General features: G+C 51.0%; 21 protein-coding genes. 7 read left to right on the top strand and 14 right to left on the bottom strand.

The window, feature by feature from the left end; translation table 11 throughout:
• Positions 1–64: 64 nt before the first annotated feature.
• The 3 genes from KNP67_RS09860 to KNP67_RS09870 form a co-directional block, all read right to left on the bottom strand.
• Positions 65–1156, bottom strand: coding sequence for a bifunctional 3-deoxy-7-phosphoheptulonate synthase/chorismate mutase (locus KNP67_RS09860; protein WP_021065589.1), 1092 nt, complete (start codon positions 1154–1156; stop codon positions 65–67).
• A 139-nt stretch (positions 1157–1295) separates the two neighbouring features.
• Positions 1296–2012 carry a YtxH domain-containing protein gene (locus KNP67_RS09865; RefSeq protein ID WP_029595164.1) on the bottom strand — a complete coding sequence of 239 codons (717 nt, stop codon included), beginning with the start codon at positions 2010–2012 and terminating at the stop codon, positions 1296–1298.
• A 22-nt stretch (positions 2013–2034) separates the two neighbouring features.
• Positions 2035–2553 carry a DUF948 domain-containing protein gene (locus KNP67_RS09870; RefSeq protein ID WP_021065587.1) on the bottom strand — a complete coding sequence of 173 codons (519 nt, stop codon included), beginning with the start codon at positions 2551–2553 and terminating at the stop codon, positions 2035–2037.
• A 173-nt stretch (positions 2554–2726) separates the two neighbouring features.
• Here KNP67_RS09870 and KNP67_RS09875 point away from each other — a divergent pair, with 173 nt between their 5' ends.
• Positions 2727–3839, top strand: coding sequence for an aminopeptidase (locus KNP67_RS09875; protein WP_021065586.1), 1113 nt, complete (start codon positions 2727–2729; stop codon positions 3837–3839).
• A 40-nt stretch (positions 3840–3879) separates the two neighbouring features.
• Here the strand turns inward: KNP67_RS09875 and KNP67_RS09880 are convergent, their stop codons facing one another.
• The 6 genes from KNP67_RS09880 to KNP67_RS09905 all read right to left on the bottom strand — a co-directional run bounded on the left by KNP67_RS09880 (position 3880) and on the right by KNP67_RS09905 (position 8670).
• On the bottom strand, positions 3880–4332 hold the full coding sequence (locus KNP67_RS09880; protein WP_021065585.1) for a Dps family protein: 453 nt from the start codon (positions 4330–4332) through the stop codon (positions 3880–3882).
• Between the two features lie 103 nt (positions 4333–4435).
• On the bottom strand, positions 4436–5743 hold the full coding sequence (gene murC / locus KNP67_RS09885; RefSeq protein ID WP_021065584.1) for a UDP-N-acetylmuramate--L-alanine ligase: 1308 nt from the start codon (positions 5741–5743) through the stop codon (positions 4436–4438).
• A gap of 88 nt (positions 5744–5831) precedes the next feature.
• A complete protein-coding gene (locus tag KNP67_RS09890; RefSeq protein ID WP_214756543.1) occupies positions 5832–6839 on the bottom strand; it encodes a hypothetical protein in 1008 nt (335 codons plus the stop codon).
• Positions 6840–6892: 53 nt separating this feature from the next.
• Positions 6893–7513 (bottom strand): YtpR family tRNA-binding protein, encoded by a 621-nt coding sequence (gene ytpR, locus KNP67_RS09895; protein WP_214756545.1) that lies wholly within the window; start codon positions 7511–7513, stop codon positions 6893–6895.
• A gap of 48 nt (positions 7514–7561) precedes the next feature.
• Positions 7562–8353 carry a DUF1444 family protein gene (locus KNP67_RS09900; RefSeq protein WP_131471304.1) on the bottom strand — a complete coding sequence of 264 codons (792 nt, stop codon included), beginning with the start codon at positions 8351–8353 and terminating at the stop codon, positions 7562–7564.
• A 5-nt stretch (positions 8354–8358) separates the two neighbouring features.
• Positions 8359–8670 (bottom strand): thioredoxin family protein, encoded by a 312-nt coding sequence (locus KNP67_RS09905; RefSeq protein WP_021065580.1) that lies wholly within the window; start codon positions 8668–8670, stop codon positions 8359–8361.
• Positions 8671–8784: 114 nt separating this feature from the next.
• Here KNP67_RS09905 and KNP67_RS09910 point away from each other — a divergent pair, with 114 nt between their 5' ends.
• The gene (locus KNP67_RS09910; protein ID WP_214756546.1) at positions 8785–9117 is read left to right on the top strand and encodes a hypothetical protein; all 333 of its coding nucleotides are present in this window, start codon (positions 8785–8787) and stop codon (positions 9115–9117) included.
• A gap of 49 nt (positions 9118–9166) precedes the next feature.
• Here KNP67_RS09910 and KNP67_RS09915 read toward each other — a convergent pair whose 3' ends face one another.
• Positions 9167–10183 carry a PTS sugar transporter subunit IIC gene (locus tag KNP67_RS09915; RefSeq protein ID WP_131471306.1) on the bottom strand — a complete coding sequence of 339 codons (1017 nt, stop codon included), beginning with the start codon at positions 10181–10183 and terminating at the stop codon, positions 9167–9169.
• Positions 10184–10310: 127 nt separating this feature from the next.
• The gene (locus KNP67_RS09920) at positions 10311–11384 is read right to left on the bottom strand and encodes a M42 family metallopeptidase (RefSeq protein ID WP_029595159.1); all 1074 of its coding nucleotides are present in this window, start codon (positions 11382–11384) and stop codon (positions 10311–10313) included.
• A gap of 136 nt (positions 11385–11520) precedes the next feature.
• Between KNP67_RS09920 and KNP67_RS09925 the strand changes: the two genes are divergently transcribed.
• From KNP67_RS09925 to dhaM, 4 genes are all read left to right on the top strand, one after another.
• Positions 11521–11823, top strand: coding sequence for a PepSY domain-containing protein (locus KNP67_RS09925; RefSeq protein WP_021065576.1), 303 nt, complete (start codon positions 11521–11523; stop codon positions 11821–11823).
• A 104-nt stretch (positions 11824–11927) separates the two neighbouring features.
• A complete protein-coding gene (gene dhaK / locus KNP67_RS09930; protein WP_131471307.1) occupies positions 11928–12905 on the top strand; it encodes a dihydroxyacetone kinase subunit DhaK in 978 nt (325 codons plus the stop codon).
• A gap of 23 nt (positions 12906–12928) precedes the next feature.
• Positions 12929–13519 (top strand): dihydroxyacetone kinase subunit DhaL, encoded by a 591-nt coding sequence (gene dhaL / locus KNP67_RS09935; protein WP_021065574.1) that lies wholly within the window; start codon positions 12929–12931, stop codon positions 13517–13519.
• A complete protein-coding gene (gene dhaM, locus KNP67_RS09940; RefSeq protein WP_256442302.1) occupies positions 13512–13880 on the top strand; it encodes a dihydroxyacetone kinase phosphoryl donor subunit DhaM in 369 nt (122 codons plus the stop codon). The genes dhaL and dhaM overlap by 8 nt, the downstream gene beginning before the upstream one ends.
• Before the next feature lie 24 nt (positions 13881–13904).
• On the opposite strand, the gene KNP67_RS09945 is transcribed toward dhaM, so the two are convergent.
• Positions 13905–14414: a hypothetical protein gene (locus tag KNP67_RS09945; RefSeq protein WP_021065572.1), complete on the bottom strand. Its 510-nt coding sequence runs from the start codon at positions 14412–14414 to the stop codon at positions 13905–13907.
• 105 nt (positions 14415–14519) lie between these two features.
• A complete protein-coding gene (trmB, locus tag KNP67_RS09950) occupies positions 14520–15167 on the bottom strand; it encodes a tRNA (guanosine(46)-N7)-methyltransferase TrmB (protein ID WP_131471308.1) in 648 nt (215 codons plus the stop codon).
• Positions 15168–15302: 135 nt separating this feature from the next.
• Between trmB and cydS the strand changes: the two genes are divergently transcribed.
• Positions 15303–15413: a cytochrome bd oxidase small subunit CydS family protein gene (gene cydS, locus KNP67_RS15655; protein ID WP_021065570.1), complete on the top strand. Its 111-nt coding sequence runs from the start codon at positions 15303–15305 to the stop codon at positions 15411–15413.
• A 45-nt stretch (positions 15414–15458) separates the two neighbouring features.
• Here cydS and KNP67_RS09955 read toward each other — a convergent pair whose 3' ends face one another.
• Positions 15459–16253 carry a phosphotransferase family protein gene (locus KNP67_RS09955; RefSeq protein ID WP_029595153.1) on the bottom strand — a complete coding sequence of 265 codons (795 nt, stop codon included), beginning with the start codon at positions 16251–16253 and terminating at the stop codon, positions 15459–15461.
• Positions 16254–16290: the final 37 nt, after the last annotated feature.

The following is a 16290-nucleotide window of genomic DNA, read 5'->3' on the forward strand; positions in this document are numbered from 1 at the left end:
GACAGGTATCTGTCATCATTTTACCCTGTCTTCACGCTATATAAAACGTTTCCAATTGGAAAGCTTACTTTTTCACCAAATCAAGTTGAGGGAACTGGGCCGTTAGCCCGTCCACGAATTGATCGAACTGATCGAAATCGAGTTGTTGCTGGGCATCCGATAAGGCGATGGCCGGGTTCGGGTGTACTTCCACCATGACCCCGTCCGCTCCGACTGCAAGCGCCGCTTTGGCCGCTGGCAGTAACAAGTCGCGTCGTCCTGTCGAGTGCGTCACGTCGACCATGACCGGCAAATGCGTCTCTTGTTTCAAAATCGGGACCGCGGTGATGTCGAGCGTGTTGCGTGTCGCCCGTTCATATGTCCGGATACCGCGTTCGCACAAGATGACTTGGCTGTTGCCGCTCGCCATGATGTACTCGGCCGCATAGATGAACTCTTCAATCGTAGCCGATAAGCCACGCTTCAAGAGCACCGGTTTATCCGTCTTCCCGACTTCTTTCAGCAAGTCGAAGTTTTGCATATTGCGCGCACCGACTTGGATGATGTCCACGTATGGAAGTGCCGATTCGACCGCACCAGGCGTCATGATTTCAGAGATGACCCGTAAGTCATGACGATCTGCCGCTTGCTTCAGCAGTTTCAATCCCTCGAAGCCGAGACCTTGGAAGTCGTATGGTGAAGTACGTGGCTTGTACGCCCCGCCCCGCAAGATTTTCACTCCGGACAGCGCCAATTTCTCAGCGACGGCGTTCACTTGCTCAAACGATTCGACCGCACATGGTCCCGCAATCAGTTGCGGACGTCCATTGCCGATTTTGACATCATCGAGCGTGACGATCGTGTCTTCGGCTTGGCGTTTCCGTGAAACGAGTAGCGTCTTGTCACGGTCTTCGCCTTGCAGTTCGGCCGAAGCTTTAAACATCTCTTTGAACAGATGTTGCAAGCGAGCCGTCTCGAACGGACCCGGATTCTCTGCCGCGATGAAGTCGAGCATCTCACGTTCACGTACCGGATCGTATCGCTCCACACCTTGCAGACGTTTTACTTTTCCAATCTCAACAGCGAGTGTGCCACGGCGGCTGAGCAAGTCGAGCATCTCACGATTCAACTCATCCATCTCGCGACGTAATCGATTCAACTGATCTTGTGGACTCATAATTACCCTCTCATTTCTAAGCCGTTCTTTCCAGATTCCTAATTATAACGAACTTTAATCGCTTTGTCATAGGGAAATGGGCTGACGACACAAAATCAACAAAAAAAAAGCGCCCGGCTAGTCCCGGACGCGTCATCACTTATTTGTTGCCGTTTTTAAGGTCTTGCTTCAAGTTGTTCAATTCTTGTTTCGACTCATCGTCGAGCAAGTCTTTCACAGGTGCCTCGAAGTCTGACTCATAGTCTTCCGATTGGTCACGGCTGCTCGTTGTTTTTTGTTTGTTTGCAGCCGATTTCGTCGCGTTCGATTTGTTCGCGTTCGGCTTATTGTCTGATTGTTTCGGTTTGTCTGTCGACGCTTCTGACTTCGACGACTCGTTTGACTCATTTGAGGCTTTCGCTTCGTTCGAATCTTTTGCTTCGTTCGACTGCTCTTCTGAAGCCTTATCGAGTTGCTCTTTCACTTCGGCTTCCGCCTCCGCTACGAGTTGATCAGCTTTCTCCATCGCTTCTTCGATTGACAATTCGTCTTCATCGACTTGTTGTTTCAATTCAGCCGCTTCACGGGCCTTGTCTTTTACGAGGTTTAAGACCGGAGCCGCTTTATCGCTCGCTACTTTAATCCATTCGCCGACGACCGGTTCTGCTTTTTCACGAACTTCTTTCGACTTGACGGTCAATCGCTCACGCGACGTCGCCGTTTTCTCGTCGAGGTATGTCCGTACTTCACGTCCGCTCTTCGGTGATGTGAGGAGTGCTACTGCTGCACCAATCACGCCGCCGAGGACGACACCTGCTAAAAACCCACCGCTTGATTGCTGTTCATTCGTATATGTCTTGTTCTTGTCGTATGTCATCGTTACTTCCTCCTTGTGATAGTTATGATTTGATTGTATCGTCTGTCGCAATCAACCCTGGTGAAACCGTAGTCGGTTCTTGTTTACGGTCCCGACGGCCGCGACGACGTGATGGTCGTTCGTCTGAAGACGTTTCTGTTTTGTTTTTCTTAAATAATTCTACAGCGACCGATCCCCAACGTACCGCTTGGGCAATCTGCTCTTTATTCTCGTCTGCTGCTACGTGAACAGAAGAAGAAACCGTCCGTACCGACTCTGTCACTTCGTTGAGTGACGTGCCGAGCTCATCAAGGGCGTGTGCCACCGGTGCGAGCAATTCTGTTTTCTCCTCGACGTTATCCACGAGACGGTTCGTCTTATGTAAGAGCGCCGTCACTTCCATTGTGATTCCGTCTAATTGACGTTCTAAGTTTTCAGTTGTGTTGGCGACGCTGCCGAGTGTCCGATTGACGTTCGACAAGACACGTGCCAAGAAAAATACGAGTACGACAAATGCGAGTGCTGCGACGAGCCCTGCAATGCCTCCTAATGTGATTTCCATGCATCCATTCCTCCTATTCAATAATGTGGTGGTTTCATTATAGCACCATTATGACTCAAAAGATTTGTCACAACCGTTTTCGCCATCCGGTCTGATTATTCCTTTACCCGTTTTTATGTTTTCGATTACACTAAAATAGAAATAAATTTAAAAAAGTTAAAAGGGGTGTTCGTATGAGAGATCCAAGAATCACGCAACTCGCTGATGGATTAATCAATTATTCAGTCGAATTGAAACCGGGGGAACGCGTTCTCATTGAAAATTTCGGCGTCGAGGAATCGCTTGTCGAAGCGCTCGTCGAAAAGGCGTATGAGGCTGGGGGGCATCCATTCGTCTTATTGAAAGAGAGCCGCATCTTGCGCAAACTTTATACGGGAGCGAGCCGGGAACAGCTCGAACTCATGGCCGACATCGAACGCAAACAGATGCAAGCGATGGACGCTTACATCGGCCTTCGTGCCGGTGACAACATCAACGAACTGTCAGACGTGCCGGCCGAGCAACAAAAACTCGTCGGGGCCACTATCGGTAAAATGCATACCGAGGACCGCGTCAAAGGAACGAGATGGGTCGTGCTCCGTTATCCATCGCCGTCGATGGCACAACTCGCTGGTAAATCGACTGAGGCGTTCGAAGACTTCTACTTCAACGTCTGCACACTCGACTACGGTAAGATGGACCGGGCCATGGACGCGCTCGTCAGCCTCATGAATGAGACCGACCGTGTCACAATCAAAGGACCAGGGACGGACCTCACGTTCTCAATTAAAGACATTCCGGCCATCAAGTGTTCTGGCCAAATGAACATTCCGGACGGTGAAGTGTTCACAGCTCCGGTCAAAGATTCGATCAACGGTGTCATCACGTACAACACGCCGTCACCGTATCACGGCTTCACGTTCGAGAACGTGTCGTTGACGTTCAAAGATGGAAAGATTGTCGATGCGACAGCGAACGACACAGACCGAATCAATGAAGTGTTCAATACGGACGAAGGGGCACGTTTCGTCGGCGAGTTCGCCATCGGCGTCAACCCGTACATCCAACATCCGATGAAGGATATCTTGTTCGATGAGAAAATCGACGGCAGTTTCCACTTTACACCGGGTCAGGCGTATGATGACGCTTATAACGGCAACAACTCGTCAATCCATTGGGACCTCGTCAATATCCAACGCCCTGATTACGGCGGCGGCGAGATTTGGTTCGATGATGTCTTGATTCGTAAGGACGGGCGTTTCGTCGTCGACTCGCTCTTGCCACTCAACCCAGAGAACTTGAAATAACAAAAACAAGCGTGCCGATGACGGCACGCTTGTTTTTTCGTTACAGCTTCGTCTTTTTACCGAGCGCAGCCGACATCATCCAAATCTCTTTTTCGAGTCGTTCGATATGAGACACGAATGTGTCCTCGATGGCTTCGTCCCCGTCTTCGAAGTTCTCCATCGCGTCTTGCATCTCTTGGCGAATCTGTTTGAAGTCACTGATGACATCTTTAATCATCTGCTCGGTATCCGCGTGGCGGTCCCCTTCTTGCAACGTCGAATGTTCGAGATACTCCTTCATCGTCGCATACGGTTCGCCATCGTTCATCAATAGACGTTCCGCCACGTCATCGTACAGTTCGGCGACGAGATTATACAGTTCCTCTAATTTTTCATGATACGTGAAGAAGTGAGGGCCGCTAATGTACCAATGGTAGTTGTGCAGTTTGACGAATAAGAGGCCATAGTTGGCTACCTCTTTGTTCAATGTGTTTAATGCGCCTTGGCTTGCCATCCTTAACATCTCCTTTTCCAAATTCAGTCGCTAGTATTATTACCGTCTTAGCTCGATGTTAAACACAAAAAAAAACGAACGGCATCAGCCGTTCGTTCTCGATTCACGCTTCAAGTTGGACGTGTTTCTCATATTCGCGTTGATAAGTCTGGATGTCCCCAGCCCCCATGAACAGGAGGACGGCATTGTCATGTGCCTGGAGCACTTGCGTTCCGCCACGCTTCAACACGTTCGCGCCTTCGATGCGCGATTGCAGGTCTTCAATCGTAACTGTACCTTCTTGTTCGCGAGCCGAACCGAAGATGTCACACAAGTAAACGGCATCCGCTTCGGCTAATGCCGCAGCGAAATCATCCATGAATGATTTAAGACGCGTGTACGTGTGCGGTTGGAAGATAGCTACAACTTCACGGCCGACGTATTTTTTACGCGCCGCTTCCACTGTCGCACTGATTTCCCGTGGATGGTGGGCATAATCATCCACTAACACTTGGCTTCCGAGCGTCGATTCGCTGAAACGACGTTTCACGCCGTTGAACGTCTCGAGGCGGTCTTTGACCAACTCTTTCGGTAAGTTCTCGTAGTCACATGTCGCGATGACGGCAAGTGCGTTCAAGACGCTATGGTTCCCGTATCCTGGAATCCGGAACGTCCCATAGAAGTCGTCACGCAAATACACGTCAAACGTCGTCCCGTTATCCGTCGAGTTCACGTTCTCGGCGCGGAAGTCGTTATGAGCGCCAAAACCGTAATAGACGATTGGCACGTTCGCTTGAATGTGTTGAAGATTTTCATCATCCCCGCAAGCGATGATGCCTTTCTTCACTTGCTTGGCCATCTCTTGGAATGCGTCGATGACGTCATCGAGTCCTGAGAAGTAATCAGAATGATCAAAGTCGATGTTCGTCATGATGGCATAGTCCGGACGATAGTATAAGAAGTGACGCTTATACTCACAAGCCTCGAAGACGAAGTTTTTCGAGTCTTCGACACCTTCACCCGTACCATCGCCAATCAAGAATGATGTCGGCTCGATGCCACGCATGACGTGGGCCAACAGACCTGTCGTCGATGTTTTCCCGTGAGATCCAGTGATGGCGACACTCGTGTAGTGGTCAGCCAACTCGCCTAGAAACTCATAGTACTTGTATATCGTCAATCCGAGTTCGCGTGCCCGAACAACTTCAGGGTGATCGTCTGTGAAGGCGTTACCTTGGACGACGATTTGCCCTTCAGTAATGTTTTCAGGGTCAAACGGAAGGATTTCAATTCCTTTACGGTTCAATGCTTCTTCAGTAAAAAATGCTTTGTCAACGTCCGAACCTCGGACCTCATTATTCATGTCATTTAAAATTTGAGCTAAAGGACTCATGCCCGTTCCTTTAATTCCGACGAAGTGATAACGGTTCATCTGTAAATAGCCCCCCTAATTCATTGCGGTCTGTTTCAAAAATGCGACAAACCTTTGTCATTATAGCAAAACTACCGGAGTCATGCTATTACAGATTATTGTTTTTTTTAGCCAATCGGCGACTCTTGTACATCGCCATCCGGTCTTGCGGCGTCATCATGACGTTGAGCGGAGGGCCTTCCGCTTTGTATGACACGCCCATGGCAGGCGTCAATGTTTCTTCATCAGGCACATCGACCGGTTCGTCCGACTGTAATGTTTTCGCAACATCCTCAACAATCGGTGCCACCGTCTCGATCGATGCTTCAGTCGGCAACGATGGTTCGGTCACATCTTGTTTTTCTTCACGAACGGCAATCTTTGACGATTTCAAATCGGTCGACCCCATGAAGACCGAGGCAAATCCGCTCTCTACAATCGAGACTTCCCCGAGGAGCGGTTTTGTATCTGATTCATCCGGCTCATCTTCCAAGACGGTCGGACTCTCGTCAATCGGTTGCGATGTTTCCGCGGAAATAATTGACGCTTCGATTGGTGAATCTGTTTGCTCGGCCACCATTTCCTCAAGCGTCTCCGCTACTGGCGCTTCGTCCGCTGTGACATCAAAGTCAGACTGTGGTGTCATCGCTTCGTCCGTGTCCGGCGCCGATTCATCAACCGACTCCATCACCGGTTCATCTACTGATTCGATCACCGATTCGTCTACTGATTCAACAACGGATTCGTCTACTGACTCCATCACCGATTCATCTACTGATTCGACCACCGATTCATCTACAGAATCAATTACCGGTTCGTTCTCAGGCTCAGGCGTTACGCTTGGTGGCACCGCCTCTGACATTTCCTCAACTGGGACGGCCACTCGCTTCGCTTGGCGCATCGCTGAATCGTCTCGCGTCTCCGGAGAATGTTCAGTCGGCAAGATGATTTTCGGTTTCGGTCGGGCGTATCCATAAATCGGAGATGGTACATCCGACGGCACAAATTCATCCTTCGGCTCGGGCTTCGGTGCAGGCGCACCTTTCTTCCCTTCTTGGGATAGTTCGCGTCGAATTCGGTCTGCTTGCTGTTTTAATGAACGTTCATATGCATCCATACTTGATTCCTCGCTTTTTCACTCAATCCTATTTAGCAAAAAATCGGTCGATTTTAGCGACCGATTTCAAATGCTTTACCTACTTCATATTCGTCATCTAATACGAGAATTCCTTTTTCTTGCGGTGCATCAGGCAAGTTCAATTCACGCGCCGAACAAATCATCCCGTGTGAGCTCTCACCACGTAATTTAGACGGGCGAATAATCAAACCTGATGGCATGACTGCACCCGGTTTCGCGACGACGACTTTTTGGCCAGCTGCGACGTTCGGTGCGCCACAGACGATTTGGACCATACCTTGGTCAATCTCGACCTGACAAATCGACAATTTATCGGCATCCGGGTGTTTCTCAGCTTCTTTGACATAGCCGACGACGAATTTCGGGGTAAAGTCCACGCCCGACAACTCGGCTTCGATATTTTGTTTACGCAAGATGACACCGAGCGTCTCAATCAATTCGGCCGTCAATTCGACCGGTCCATGCCAATCGCTGACATCAAAATAGTTGCTCGCGTTGAACACGTTGTAGCCATTGACTTTCCCTGTCGTCGACTTAACGATGGCGACATCGTCTTTCCGTTCAACAACTTGATGATGGCGATCGCCTTCTCTTAACAGGACCATGAGGACATCGCCGATTCCTTCACGGTTATAAAAAGCATTGATTTGCATACGTAAAAACGCCCCTTCTTTCAAACTAGACACAAATAGTTTAGCAGATTATGCGTCGGTTGGTGGGTTCTTTTTTCCGACAATGAAAATTGGCTCGAGTACGCCAGCCTCATAATGGAAAGAAAGAGCCGTCACCGGAATCCGACCGTTCGTGAAAAAGTCGAACATGAGCTGCTGCATCGCATCATAACCCTGATCGTTGCGGATGTCCGCGATGATCATCACGTCCTGGTGCGGTACCCCGACGAGCATATCGCCTTCGATACGGCGCTCCATGACCCGCAAGAACTCATCATTTAAAATCCGTGACGCTTCATACCCGTCCCGAGCAGCCAGAAAATAGAACGTATTCCCGGCCACGGTATCTTCTTTTAAATCGGTCGGCAACTTCTTGACGTTGTCTCGTGCCAATTCGTCAAGACGCGTCAAAGGCATCCCGTCCAAATGCCGCTCTTCGATCAAGCGATAGCCGTTGCCCAAATCGAGTGCATAAAAGACAGCCGTCTCAGCTGTATGTGGCGTCATCGCGAGTGCTTCCCCACGCTTCGTCTCCGTCGAGAACGAGGCCGAACGGATGACGGGATAAATGTTCGCTTCATTGCCAGCGAGTGTGACCGCATCGTCGGCCGAGAGCGCTGTCTCGATGTAGTCGACGACCTCTTCAATGGCGACTTCTCCCCGGACTTTCGCTTTCGCTACGAGCGGGGCGAGACGGATGTTGACGCCGAACCGGTCCGTGGACCGCTCGATGCGCAACACCTCGTTCTCACGGTCATACGAGGTCCGGTACCCTTCCGTAAACCGGCGTTCGAGATGGCGACGTAATTCATTCCGTTCCATCTAGCTCACCCTAACCCATGAAGGAAGGCTTCGACTTGCTCAGGCGTCTTCCGTTCGCGTCCGACATAGCGGTCGACTTCTTGTCCGCCGTTGAAAGCGACGAAGCTTGGAATCCCGAAAATGTCGAGTTCTTGAGCAAGCTCCATCCATTCATCACGATCGACGTAATAAAATGACCAGTCTGAGAACTTCGCTTCAATGTCCGGCATGAATGGGTCGAGGAAACGGCAATCGCCGCACCACGTTGCTGAAAACATGAGGACGCTCTTCCCTTGTTTCGCTGCTGTATATTCGTTCATCGTTGTCAGTTGTTTCATCTTCACCACTCCTGTTCTTTTTTCCTCATTCATGATAGCATAAGTCCGTTGTCACATTCCGCTCTCGTGTTTTATGATAGTCGGGAGTGAAGACTACGTGAAAAAGGTGAAGTCATGACAAAATGGACACGCGAACAGTTGAATCCAGAAATGAAGCATCCACTTGAACAACTCGTCGGCGTCATCGGCATGTTGGCGATTCTGCGCTACGGTTATTTGTTTATCGATACGGACAAATCACGAGGCGAGATTTTCATTTGGCTCGCCGTCGGATTCGCCGTGATTTACATACTTGAACGCGTCGTCAAGCGTCTTGTGCGCAGGCTGCCCATCATTCGAAAACGTTTTTTACTCCCCGTTTATGCCGTCCTGCTCGTACTATTCCTCGCGAGCTTCCGCGTCCCGCGGGAAACGGTCGAAATCGTCCGGAATTTTTTCGGGTGGTGAACGAAAGAGAGCGTCCCGCTTATTTGCCGGGACGCTCTCTTTCGTATGTTCAATATTCGATTTTCATGTCGTTCGGTCGAATCCGGTTCATCCGGACCAACACTTGATAGACGGCGTAGCTGAGCACCGCTGGCCCGACGATTAAAAAGCCGAAGACGACGATGAACGTATACCAACTGAAGCCCATCGTTTCGAGCATGACGATCGGTCCGACGAGTCCACTTGTTCCCATGCCAGCGCCTGCCGCGACGCTATCGAGTTCAAACAACAGAATCGCAATCGGCGCGAGCACGGCGCCGGCCACGGTCGGCGGCAACAGAATCCATGGGTTTTTGACAATATTGCCGACTTGGAGCATAGATGTACCGATGCCTTGGGCGATGGCGCCTCCGATGCCATTGTCCCGATAGCTCGTGATGGCAAACCCGACCATTTGGGCAGCACACCCGACCGTCGCCGCGCCGGCGGCAATCCCGCTCAAACCGAGCATGAGGGCGATGGCCGCGCTCGAGATCGGAGCCGTGAGGGCGAGCCCCATCAACGTCGCGACGACGACTCCCATGAACAGTGGTTGTTGTTCCGTTCCCCATTCGATCCATGTGCCGAGCTGTGTCATGAACAACCCGACGTATTTACCGATATAGGTCGCACTCAAATAACCGATGCCGATCGTCGTGAACGGCGTGACCAAAATATCGAGTTTCGTCGACTTCGAGACGAGCTTGGCGACTTCGACGGCGAGCAACGTCGCCACATAACTGCCGGCTGGTCCGAACTCATAGCCGAACGCCCCGACGACGAGTGCCGAGAACAAGATGAGTGGTGGTGCCTGGAGCGCATAGGCGATGGCGATTCCGATGGCAGGCCCGGTCAAGCCGATGGCCACGTCACCAATTTCGATGAGCGTCGAACCAAATCCAGACAGGTTCGTCTCGAGCAACTGTCCTCCGGCCGTCTTCATAATCAAGCCGATAATGAGCGTACTGAATAATCCGAGTGCCATATAACTGAGAGCCGTCACGAAATAGAGCGACGGACTGAGCGTAATCCCTTTTTTCTTAAGCATGGAAATTCCTCATTTCTGTCTTGTCAGTCGTAAAGTTCCTGTCTTCACACTTTTATCAGTATAAACGTTTCTCGTGAAATTTCAATATGAAAAAAACGCCACTCCACGAGTGACGTTCTTCGTTCAATTAGCGTGAAGCCCGGAGCGTCTCCATCGTCGAGCGATCGAGTCGTTTGACGAGTGCCTTCAGGAGCGCTTTCGCCGCGTCGTAGTCGTCCGTATGCAAAATCGAGGCATGCGTGTGGATATAACGCGCCGCGACACCGATGACGGCCGTCGGCACCCCTTCCCCGCTCATGTGGATGCGACCCGCATCCGTGCCACCTGGCGAGACGAAATACTGGGTCTTAATGTTTTCATCAGATGCCGTATCGAGCAGGAAGTCACGCATCTCAGGAGACATGACCATGACTCGATCGAGGATACGAATGAGTGCCCCTTCCCCGAGCTGTCCGAACTCTGTCTTATTGCCTGATGCATCGTTGGCTGGTGATGCGTCGAGGACGAGCGCGACATCCGGACGAATCATTTCGGCTGCTGTTTGGGCACCACGGAGACCGACTTCTTCTTGTACGGTCGCCCCGGCGAACAAGATGTTCGGGTGATCGGCTTTTGTCGTCTCTTCGAGCAACTCGACGGCGAGCCCGACGCCGTAGCGGTTGTCCCATGCCTTGGCCATAATTTTTTTCGGATGTTTGAGCGGCGTGAACTCGCTCGTCGGCACAGCCGGTAGACCCGGACGTACGCCCCACGATTCGGCCTCTTCTTTCGTATCGGCCCCGATATCGATAAACATTTGCTTCATGTCCATCGGCTTGTTCATCGCCTCCGGTCCAAGCAAGTGCGGCGGCGTCGATGCGACGACCCCTGGAATCAATCCATCGGCCGTAACGATGTCAAATCGTTGTGCCATGAGCACTTGGCTCCACCATCCGCCGAGCGGTTGTATGTACAGCATCCCGTTTTCTGTGATCCGGGTGACCATGAACGCGACTTCGTCCATATGTCCAGCGACCATGATGCGTGGGCCCGCCTCGTCCCCGACCCGTTTCCCAAAGATTGAGCCGATGCCATCCGTCATGACTTCATCGACGTGCGGTGTGATTCGGTCACGAACAAACCGGCGGACCTCTGATTCAAACCCGGGCGCGCCCGGAAGCTCTGTCAACGTCTTGAATAAGTCTCTCGTTTTTTGTTCCATTTCCATCCATCCCTTCAACCGTTCTTGTATCATTATATACAGAACTTTTCGACAGATGCGAATGGTTTTCGTTCCAATGGGGTACAGGTTTTGGTACGATGTACATGATAGCCATAGTTCAAGGGGAGGTAGTCATATGAAGAAAAGATATTGGTTAGTTGGAATCGGGGTTGCCATCGCAGCCGCACTTATGACGAAAAAAGTGTTAGATGAACGAAGCTTATCGGCCGAGGATGCGCTTGAGTACACGAAGCGTGCATTTTCAGCCAAAGGTCACGTCCAAGGGGCATGGATCTCGGCATCACCTGAGATTTATACGTATGACGGACGCGAGTACGACGTCTTCAAAGGCGGCATCTCGGTTCTCGAGAACGACGAAGAGAAGACGTACCAATTCACAGTCGATTCAGAGACTGGCGCTCTACTTGAATATGCATGAGATGAGGTCGGCGAATATTTTCGCCGACTTTTTTTGTTTAATTCACCCAAAAGAGTGGAAAATTGAATATGGTACTTTTCAAACTCAAAAAGGAGTGATCCCACGTGAAGAAACTGATCGGTGAAGCAAACGAGCTCGTGTCACAAATGGTCGAAGGTATGGTCCACGCCCACCCTGAACTGTACGGTCGTGTGGAAGGATTCAATGTCATCTGTCGTGCCGACGGGGCCAAGTCCGGGAAAGTCGGACTCGTCTCAGGTGGAGGGAGCGGTCACGAACCAGCGCACGCCGGTTATGTAGGCGATGGGATGCTCGATGCCGCCGTATGCGGTGAAGTGTTCACGTCCCCGACGCCGGACATGGTGCTCGAAGGCATCAAAGCGGCCGATGGCGGCAATGGCGTATTGCTCGTCGTCAAAAATTACGCAGGTGACGTCATGAACTTCGAACTCGCCGCCGAGCTCGCGGACGCCGAAGGGATTAAAGTCGATCACGTCGTCGTCGCCGACGATGTCGCTATCACGAACAAAGAAGACCGTCGCGGTGTCGCCGGTACCGTGTTCGTCCACAAGATTGCCGGTGCAGCCGCAGCGAGCGGGAAATCACTCGACGAAGTGAAAGCGCTTGCAGAGAAAGTCGCGGCCAATGTCCGCTCAATGGGGATGGCCGTCGAACCTTGCTATATGCCGGTGAGCGGTAAACCTGGATTCGATTTGAACGAAGAAGAAATGGAAATTGGAATCGGGATTCACGGCGAACGCGGCGTCGAACGGAAACCGACGACGAACGTCGATGCGATCGTCGACGATTTACTCGATCATTTGAAAAAAGAAGTCAGCCCCGGCGAAGTCGCCGTCATGGTCAACGGTATGGGCGGAACGCCTCTATCTGAACTGTACGTGACGTATCACTTCGTCGCGAAAAAATTGGAAGATGCCGGCTATTCATTGAAACGAAAATACGTCGGCAACTATATGACGTCACTCGAGATGCACGGCTTCTCGATCACTCTCTTGCCGCTCGATGAAGAGTTGACGGGCTATCTCGATGCACCATCGGCGGCACTCGGTTTCAAACTCTAATCTACGAATGAGGTGTTCATGCAATGTTGACGATTGAAGGATTCAAGCAAGCATTACGGCACGCCCAATCAGAGATTGAGGCGAACAAGGATACATTGACCGATCTCGACCGCGCCATCGGCGACGGAGATCACGGCATCAATATGTCGCGTGGCTTTGAAGCGGTCGTCGCTGTCCTCGATGATGACTACGCAACTCTCGGCGACTTGAGTAAAAAAGTCGGGATGACGCTCATGTCGAAAGTCGGTGGCGCAGCCGGTCCACTTTACGGTTCCGCCTTCGTCAAGGCAGCGCCTAAGTTTGGTGACGCGACCGAAGCCGATTTCAATCTCGTCAAAGAAGCGCTCGTCGAAGCAGCGACAGCGATCAAGGCGCGCGGGAAATCGGAAGTTGGCCAAAAGACGATGGTCGATGTGTGGGACCCGTTCTTGAGTGACTTGAACGAGTCCGACGACTTTGACGCGAAACTTGATCAACTCGTCGGTGCGACCGAGGATATGGTCGCCACGAAAGGACGGGCGTCTTATTTCGGTGAGAACTCTCGCGGCACCGTCGACCCGGGGGCACTCTCGAGTTCAATCGTCTTAAAAGCGATTATGAAGGAGGTTGAGTGATATCGTAGAGCTCATCATCGTATCCCATAGCGCCAAAATCGCTGAAGGGATTCAAGACTTGATGAAAGAGATGGCCCCATCCGTTCCGATTCATTTAGCGAGCGGGCTTGAAGACGGTAGCATCGGGACTGATGTGACCCGAATCCTTGAGGCCATCGAAGCCGTCGACAAAGAGGCACTCATCTTATCGGATATCGGTTCGGCCACGATGAACGCCGAACTGGCCGTCGATATGTATGAAGGCGAGAAGACCATCCAGTTTTATGACGGTCCAATCGTCGAGAGCGCCTTCGTCGCTTCCGTTTCAGCCGGTAACGGCATGGACGTTGCTCAAATCGTCGAACAGTTAAAAATGGCATAAAAAAAGAGCCTCGCGGCTCTTTTTTTAACGTGGGTTATCGTTTTTCTCGTAAATCGGGTTCATGTATTCAGTCGTCGAGTAGAAACGTGGCACGACAACGAACAAGATGACAGCCGGGATTGCGATCAAGAGTAACAAGATCAACACAGGCAACCAATAGACGATTTGTTGTCCGAGCATGTCGATGTTTGCGTCTGCAAATTCAGTCGCGCCTTCGACTTCTGCAAGGTCAGCTGTTGCGAGGATTTTGTTGTCCGTCGCATCATAGTAATGGAACTCCGTCTTACGTGTGATGAAGATGCCGTCACGGACCGTATCAATTTCAACGACCGCCGCGATGACTTCGTTGCCATTCGAGTGACGGAGCGTCTCTTCTTTTACGATTTCAGCCGTTCCTTCTTTGTAATCATAGTGCGTGGCCTTCAAATCCTCTTCAAGGGCGTCCAAGAACGCCTCATTTGCCGAGGTATTAAGTGGTGCGATTGTTAGAATGAAGATTAGTGCAAGCAGGCTTGCCCATGCTTTTTTCAACATCCCCATGTTCCCCCTTCTCTAATTCCAGTTTAGCGTCATTCCTATTGTACCAAGAAGAAAGAAAAAAGTGTGAAGAAAATGCTATTAAAATAAGAAAAAAGCGTGTCAAATTTTCGGGCGGAACGCGGCCTCCATCCGATAAATCGGTTGTCCCATGGCGCTGAAGCGCTCTTCGTACTCGGTACGGACGTTATCTGCCGGTTCGTTCGCGTGAAGATCAAGTGAAATATCTGTGAAGTACATGCCGTATTGACTCATGCTTTCGAGTGAATATTCGAACAGTGCGCGGTTATCCGTCTTGAAGTGAATCTCGCCTCCGCGTGGCAACACAGCCTCGTACGTGGCGAGGAATGTCTTATACGTCAAACGACGTTTCGCATGTCGGGTCTTCGGCCATGGATCTGAGAAGTTCAAATAGACGCGGTCGACTTCGCCGGCTTCGAAATAGTCGACGAGTTGCTTGGCATCCACAGTCAAGACGCGGACGTTCGGCATCGGCGTTTCGACGAGCTTTTGCACGATCGACACGGCGACGCTCTCGAACAACTCGATAGCGATGAAGTTGACGTCCGGGAACTGCTGGGCCATCCCTAAAATGAATTGCCCTTTCCCCGACCCGACTTCGATGAAGAGCGGATTGTCGTTCTTAAATTCTGATTTCCAGTTCCCTTTTAACGTTTCGGGATGAGTGATAAAGACGTGTTCTTGAGCTTCCATGTATTCTTTAGCCCAAGGCTTGTGACGTAAACGCATGTTTTTCCAACCTTTCGTTCAAGAAATGTTCAAGTTTCAGCTGACTAGCCGCTTCGCGCGAGCAGTCCCCTTGCGATTATACACGAAATCATTGTTTAATGAACATGAATCATCCTTCACAAGGAGGTTATATCGATGAGCACGTTAGATCAATTTCTTATTTTTTACGCGGCTCCGTTGACGTTCTTCGGCGCCGTCATCGCGACGTTCGTATGGGCGTATTTTATGAAACCTGATGATGTCTGATGCATATGGAAAGGGATGGCTCACACTCGTGATCCATCCCTTTTTTCATTGTGTCCGTTCCTCTGCTTCATCGAGCAATTCCCGGAGCACGGTCAATCCTTCTGCGCGGGCGATGCCGTTCTGTTCACCATATAAGGTCAGAACCGTCTGGGCAATCGCATACCAGTGCATTCGATAGTGTAACTCGGAGGTGAAACGGATGCCGTAATGACTGAACCACGTCTCCCAGTCCACCTCGTCGACGTAGCTGTAGACGACCATGGCCAAATCAAAAGCACGGTCGGCGATGATAGCGTCATCCCAGTCGGTCAAATATAACAGACCGGTCTCATCCTCAATCCAATTGTTATGGTTCAAGTCTGAATGGCAGACGACGAGTTCACGTTCGTCATCAATCGGCTGATGGACCGACAACCAACGAATTGCCTCATCAATCGTCACGTCTGCCTCGTCTTGCTCGTAAGCGGCACATTGCCGGAGCAACAGTGAGGACGTGACCGGTGTATGATTCAACTGCTGCAACATGAATAATAGTTCTTTCGAATGATGAATCTTCCCAAGCTGTGCCGCCACATCAGCCCGTTTCATATCGGCTGGCGAGAGCTCACGACCTTCGATGAACTGTTGGGCACTGAGGACGTCACCGTTAAACATCCGTTTCGTCCACAGCAATTTGGGGACGATGCCTTCGGCGGAAAGAATGGCTAAAAACGGGGACGAGTTTCGTTTGACAAAGATTTTTTGTTGGCGCGTCGTCGCTACGTACGCTTCGCCTGTAATCCCGCCTGCGGAAGCCACCGTCCACTCTTCACCGAGCGCACCGATTATATCTGAATACATATTCATCACGCTCAAATCTCATTAAGAATTACAAAGA

It is taken from the genome of Exiguobacterium sp. s157, assembly GCF_018618205.1.
Taxonomy (GTDB): Bacteria; Bacillota; Bacilli; order Exiguobacteriales; family Exiguobacteriaceae; genus Exiguobacterium; species Exiguobacterium chiriqhucha.

Excerpts from the sequence above, each read along its gene's own strand:
- KNP67_RS09865 (WP_029595164.1), bottom strand. The coding sequence starts at position 2,012 with ATGACATACGACAAGAACAAGACATATACGAATGAACAGCAATCAAGC.
- murC (WP_021065584.1), bottom strand. The coding sequence starts at position 5,743 with ATGAACCGTTATCACTTCGTCGGAATTAAAGGAACGGGCATGAGTCCT.
- KNP67_RS09860 (WP_021065589.1), bottom strand. The coding sequence starts at position 1,156 with ATGAGTCCACAAGATCAGTTGAATCGATTACGTCGCGAGATGGATGAG.
- KNP67_RS09955 (WP_029595153.1), bottom strand. The coding sequence starts at position 16,253 with ATGTATTCAGATATAATCGGTGCGCTCGGTGAAGAGTGGACGGTGGCT.
- KNP67_RS09915 (WP_131471306.1), bottom strand. The coding sequence starts at position 10,183 with ATGCTTAAGAAAAAAGGGATTACGCTCAGTCCGTCGCTCTATTTCGTG.
- KNP67_RS09870 (WP_021065587.1), bottom strand. The coding sequence starts at position 2,553 with ATGGAAATCACATTAGGAGGCATTGCAGGGCTCGTCGCAGCACTCGCA.
- KNP67_RS09880 (WP_021065585.1), bottom strand. The coding sequence starts at position 4,332 with ATGGCAAGCCAAGGCGCATTAAACACATTGAACAAAGAGGTAGCCAAC.
- KNP67_RS09905 (WP_021065580.1), bottom strand. The coding sequence starts at position 8,670 with ATGAAACAACTGACAACGATGAACGAATATACAGCAGCGAAACAAGGG.
- KNP67_RS09920 (WP_029595159.1), bottom strand. The coding sequence starts at position 11,384 with ATGGAACAAAAAACGAGAGACTTATTCAAGACGTTGACAGAGCTTCCG.
- trmB (WP_131471308.1), bottom strand. The coding sequence starts at position 15,167 with ATGCGTTTACGTCACAAGCCTTGGGCTAAAGAATACATGGAAGCTCAA.
- KNP67_RS09900 (WP_131471304.1), bottom strand. The coding sequence starts at position 8,353 with ATGGAACGGAATGAATTACGTCGCCATCTCGAACGCCGGTTTACGGAA.
- KNP67_RS09945 (WP_021065572.1), bottom strand. The coding sequence starts at position 14,414 with ATGTTGAAAAAAGCATGGGCAAGCCTGCTTGCACTAATCTTCATTCTA.
- dhaL (WP_021065574.1), top strand. The coding sequence starts at position 12,929 with ATGTTGACGATTGAAGGATTCAAGCAAGCATTACGGCACGCCCAATCA.
- KNP67_RS09890 (WP_214756543.1), bottom strand. The coding sequence starts at position 6,839 with ATGGATGCATATGAACGTTCATTAAAACAGCAAGCAGACCGAATTCGA.
- ytpR (WP_214756545.1), bottom strand. The coding sequence starts at position 7,513 with ATGCAAATCAATGCTTTTTATAACCGTGAAGGAATCGGCGATGTCCTC.
- KNP67_RS09910 (WP_214756546.1), top strand. The coding sequence starts at position 8,785 with ATGACAAAATGGACACGCGAACAGTTGAATCCAGAAATGAAGCATCCA.
- KNP67_RS09925 (WP_021065576.1), top strand. The coding sequence starts at position 11,521 with ATGAAGAAAAGATATTGGTTAGTTGGAATCGGGGTTGCCATCGCAGCC.
- cydS (WP_021065570.1), top strand. The coding sequence starts at position 15,303 with ATGAGCACGTTAGATCAATTTCTTATTTTTTACGCGGCTCCGTTGACG.
- KNP67_RS09875 (WP_021065586.1), top strand. The coding sequence starts at position 2,727 with ATGAGAGATCCAAGAATCACGCAACTCGCTGATGGATTAATCAATTAT.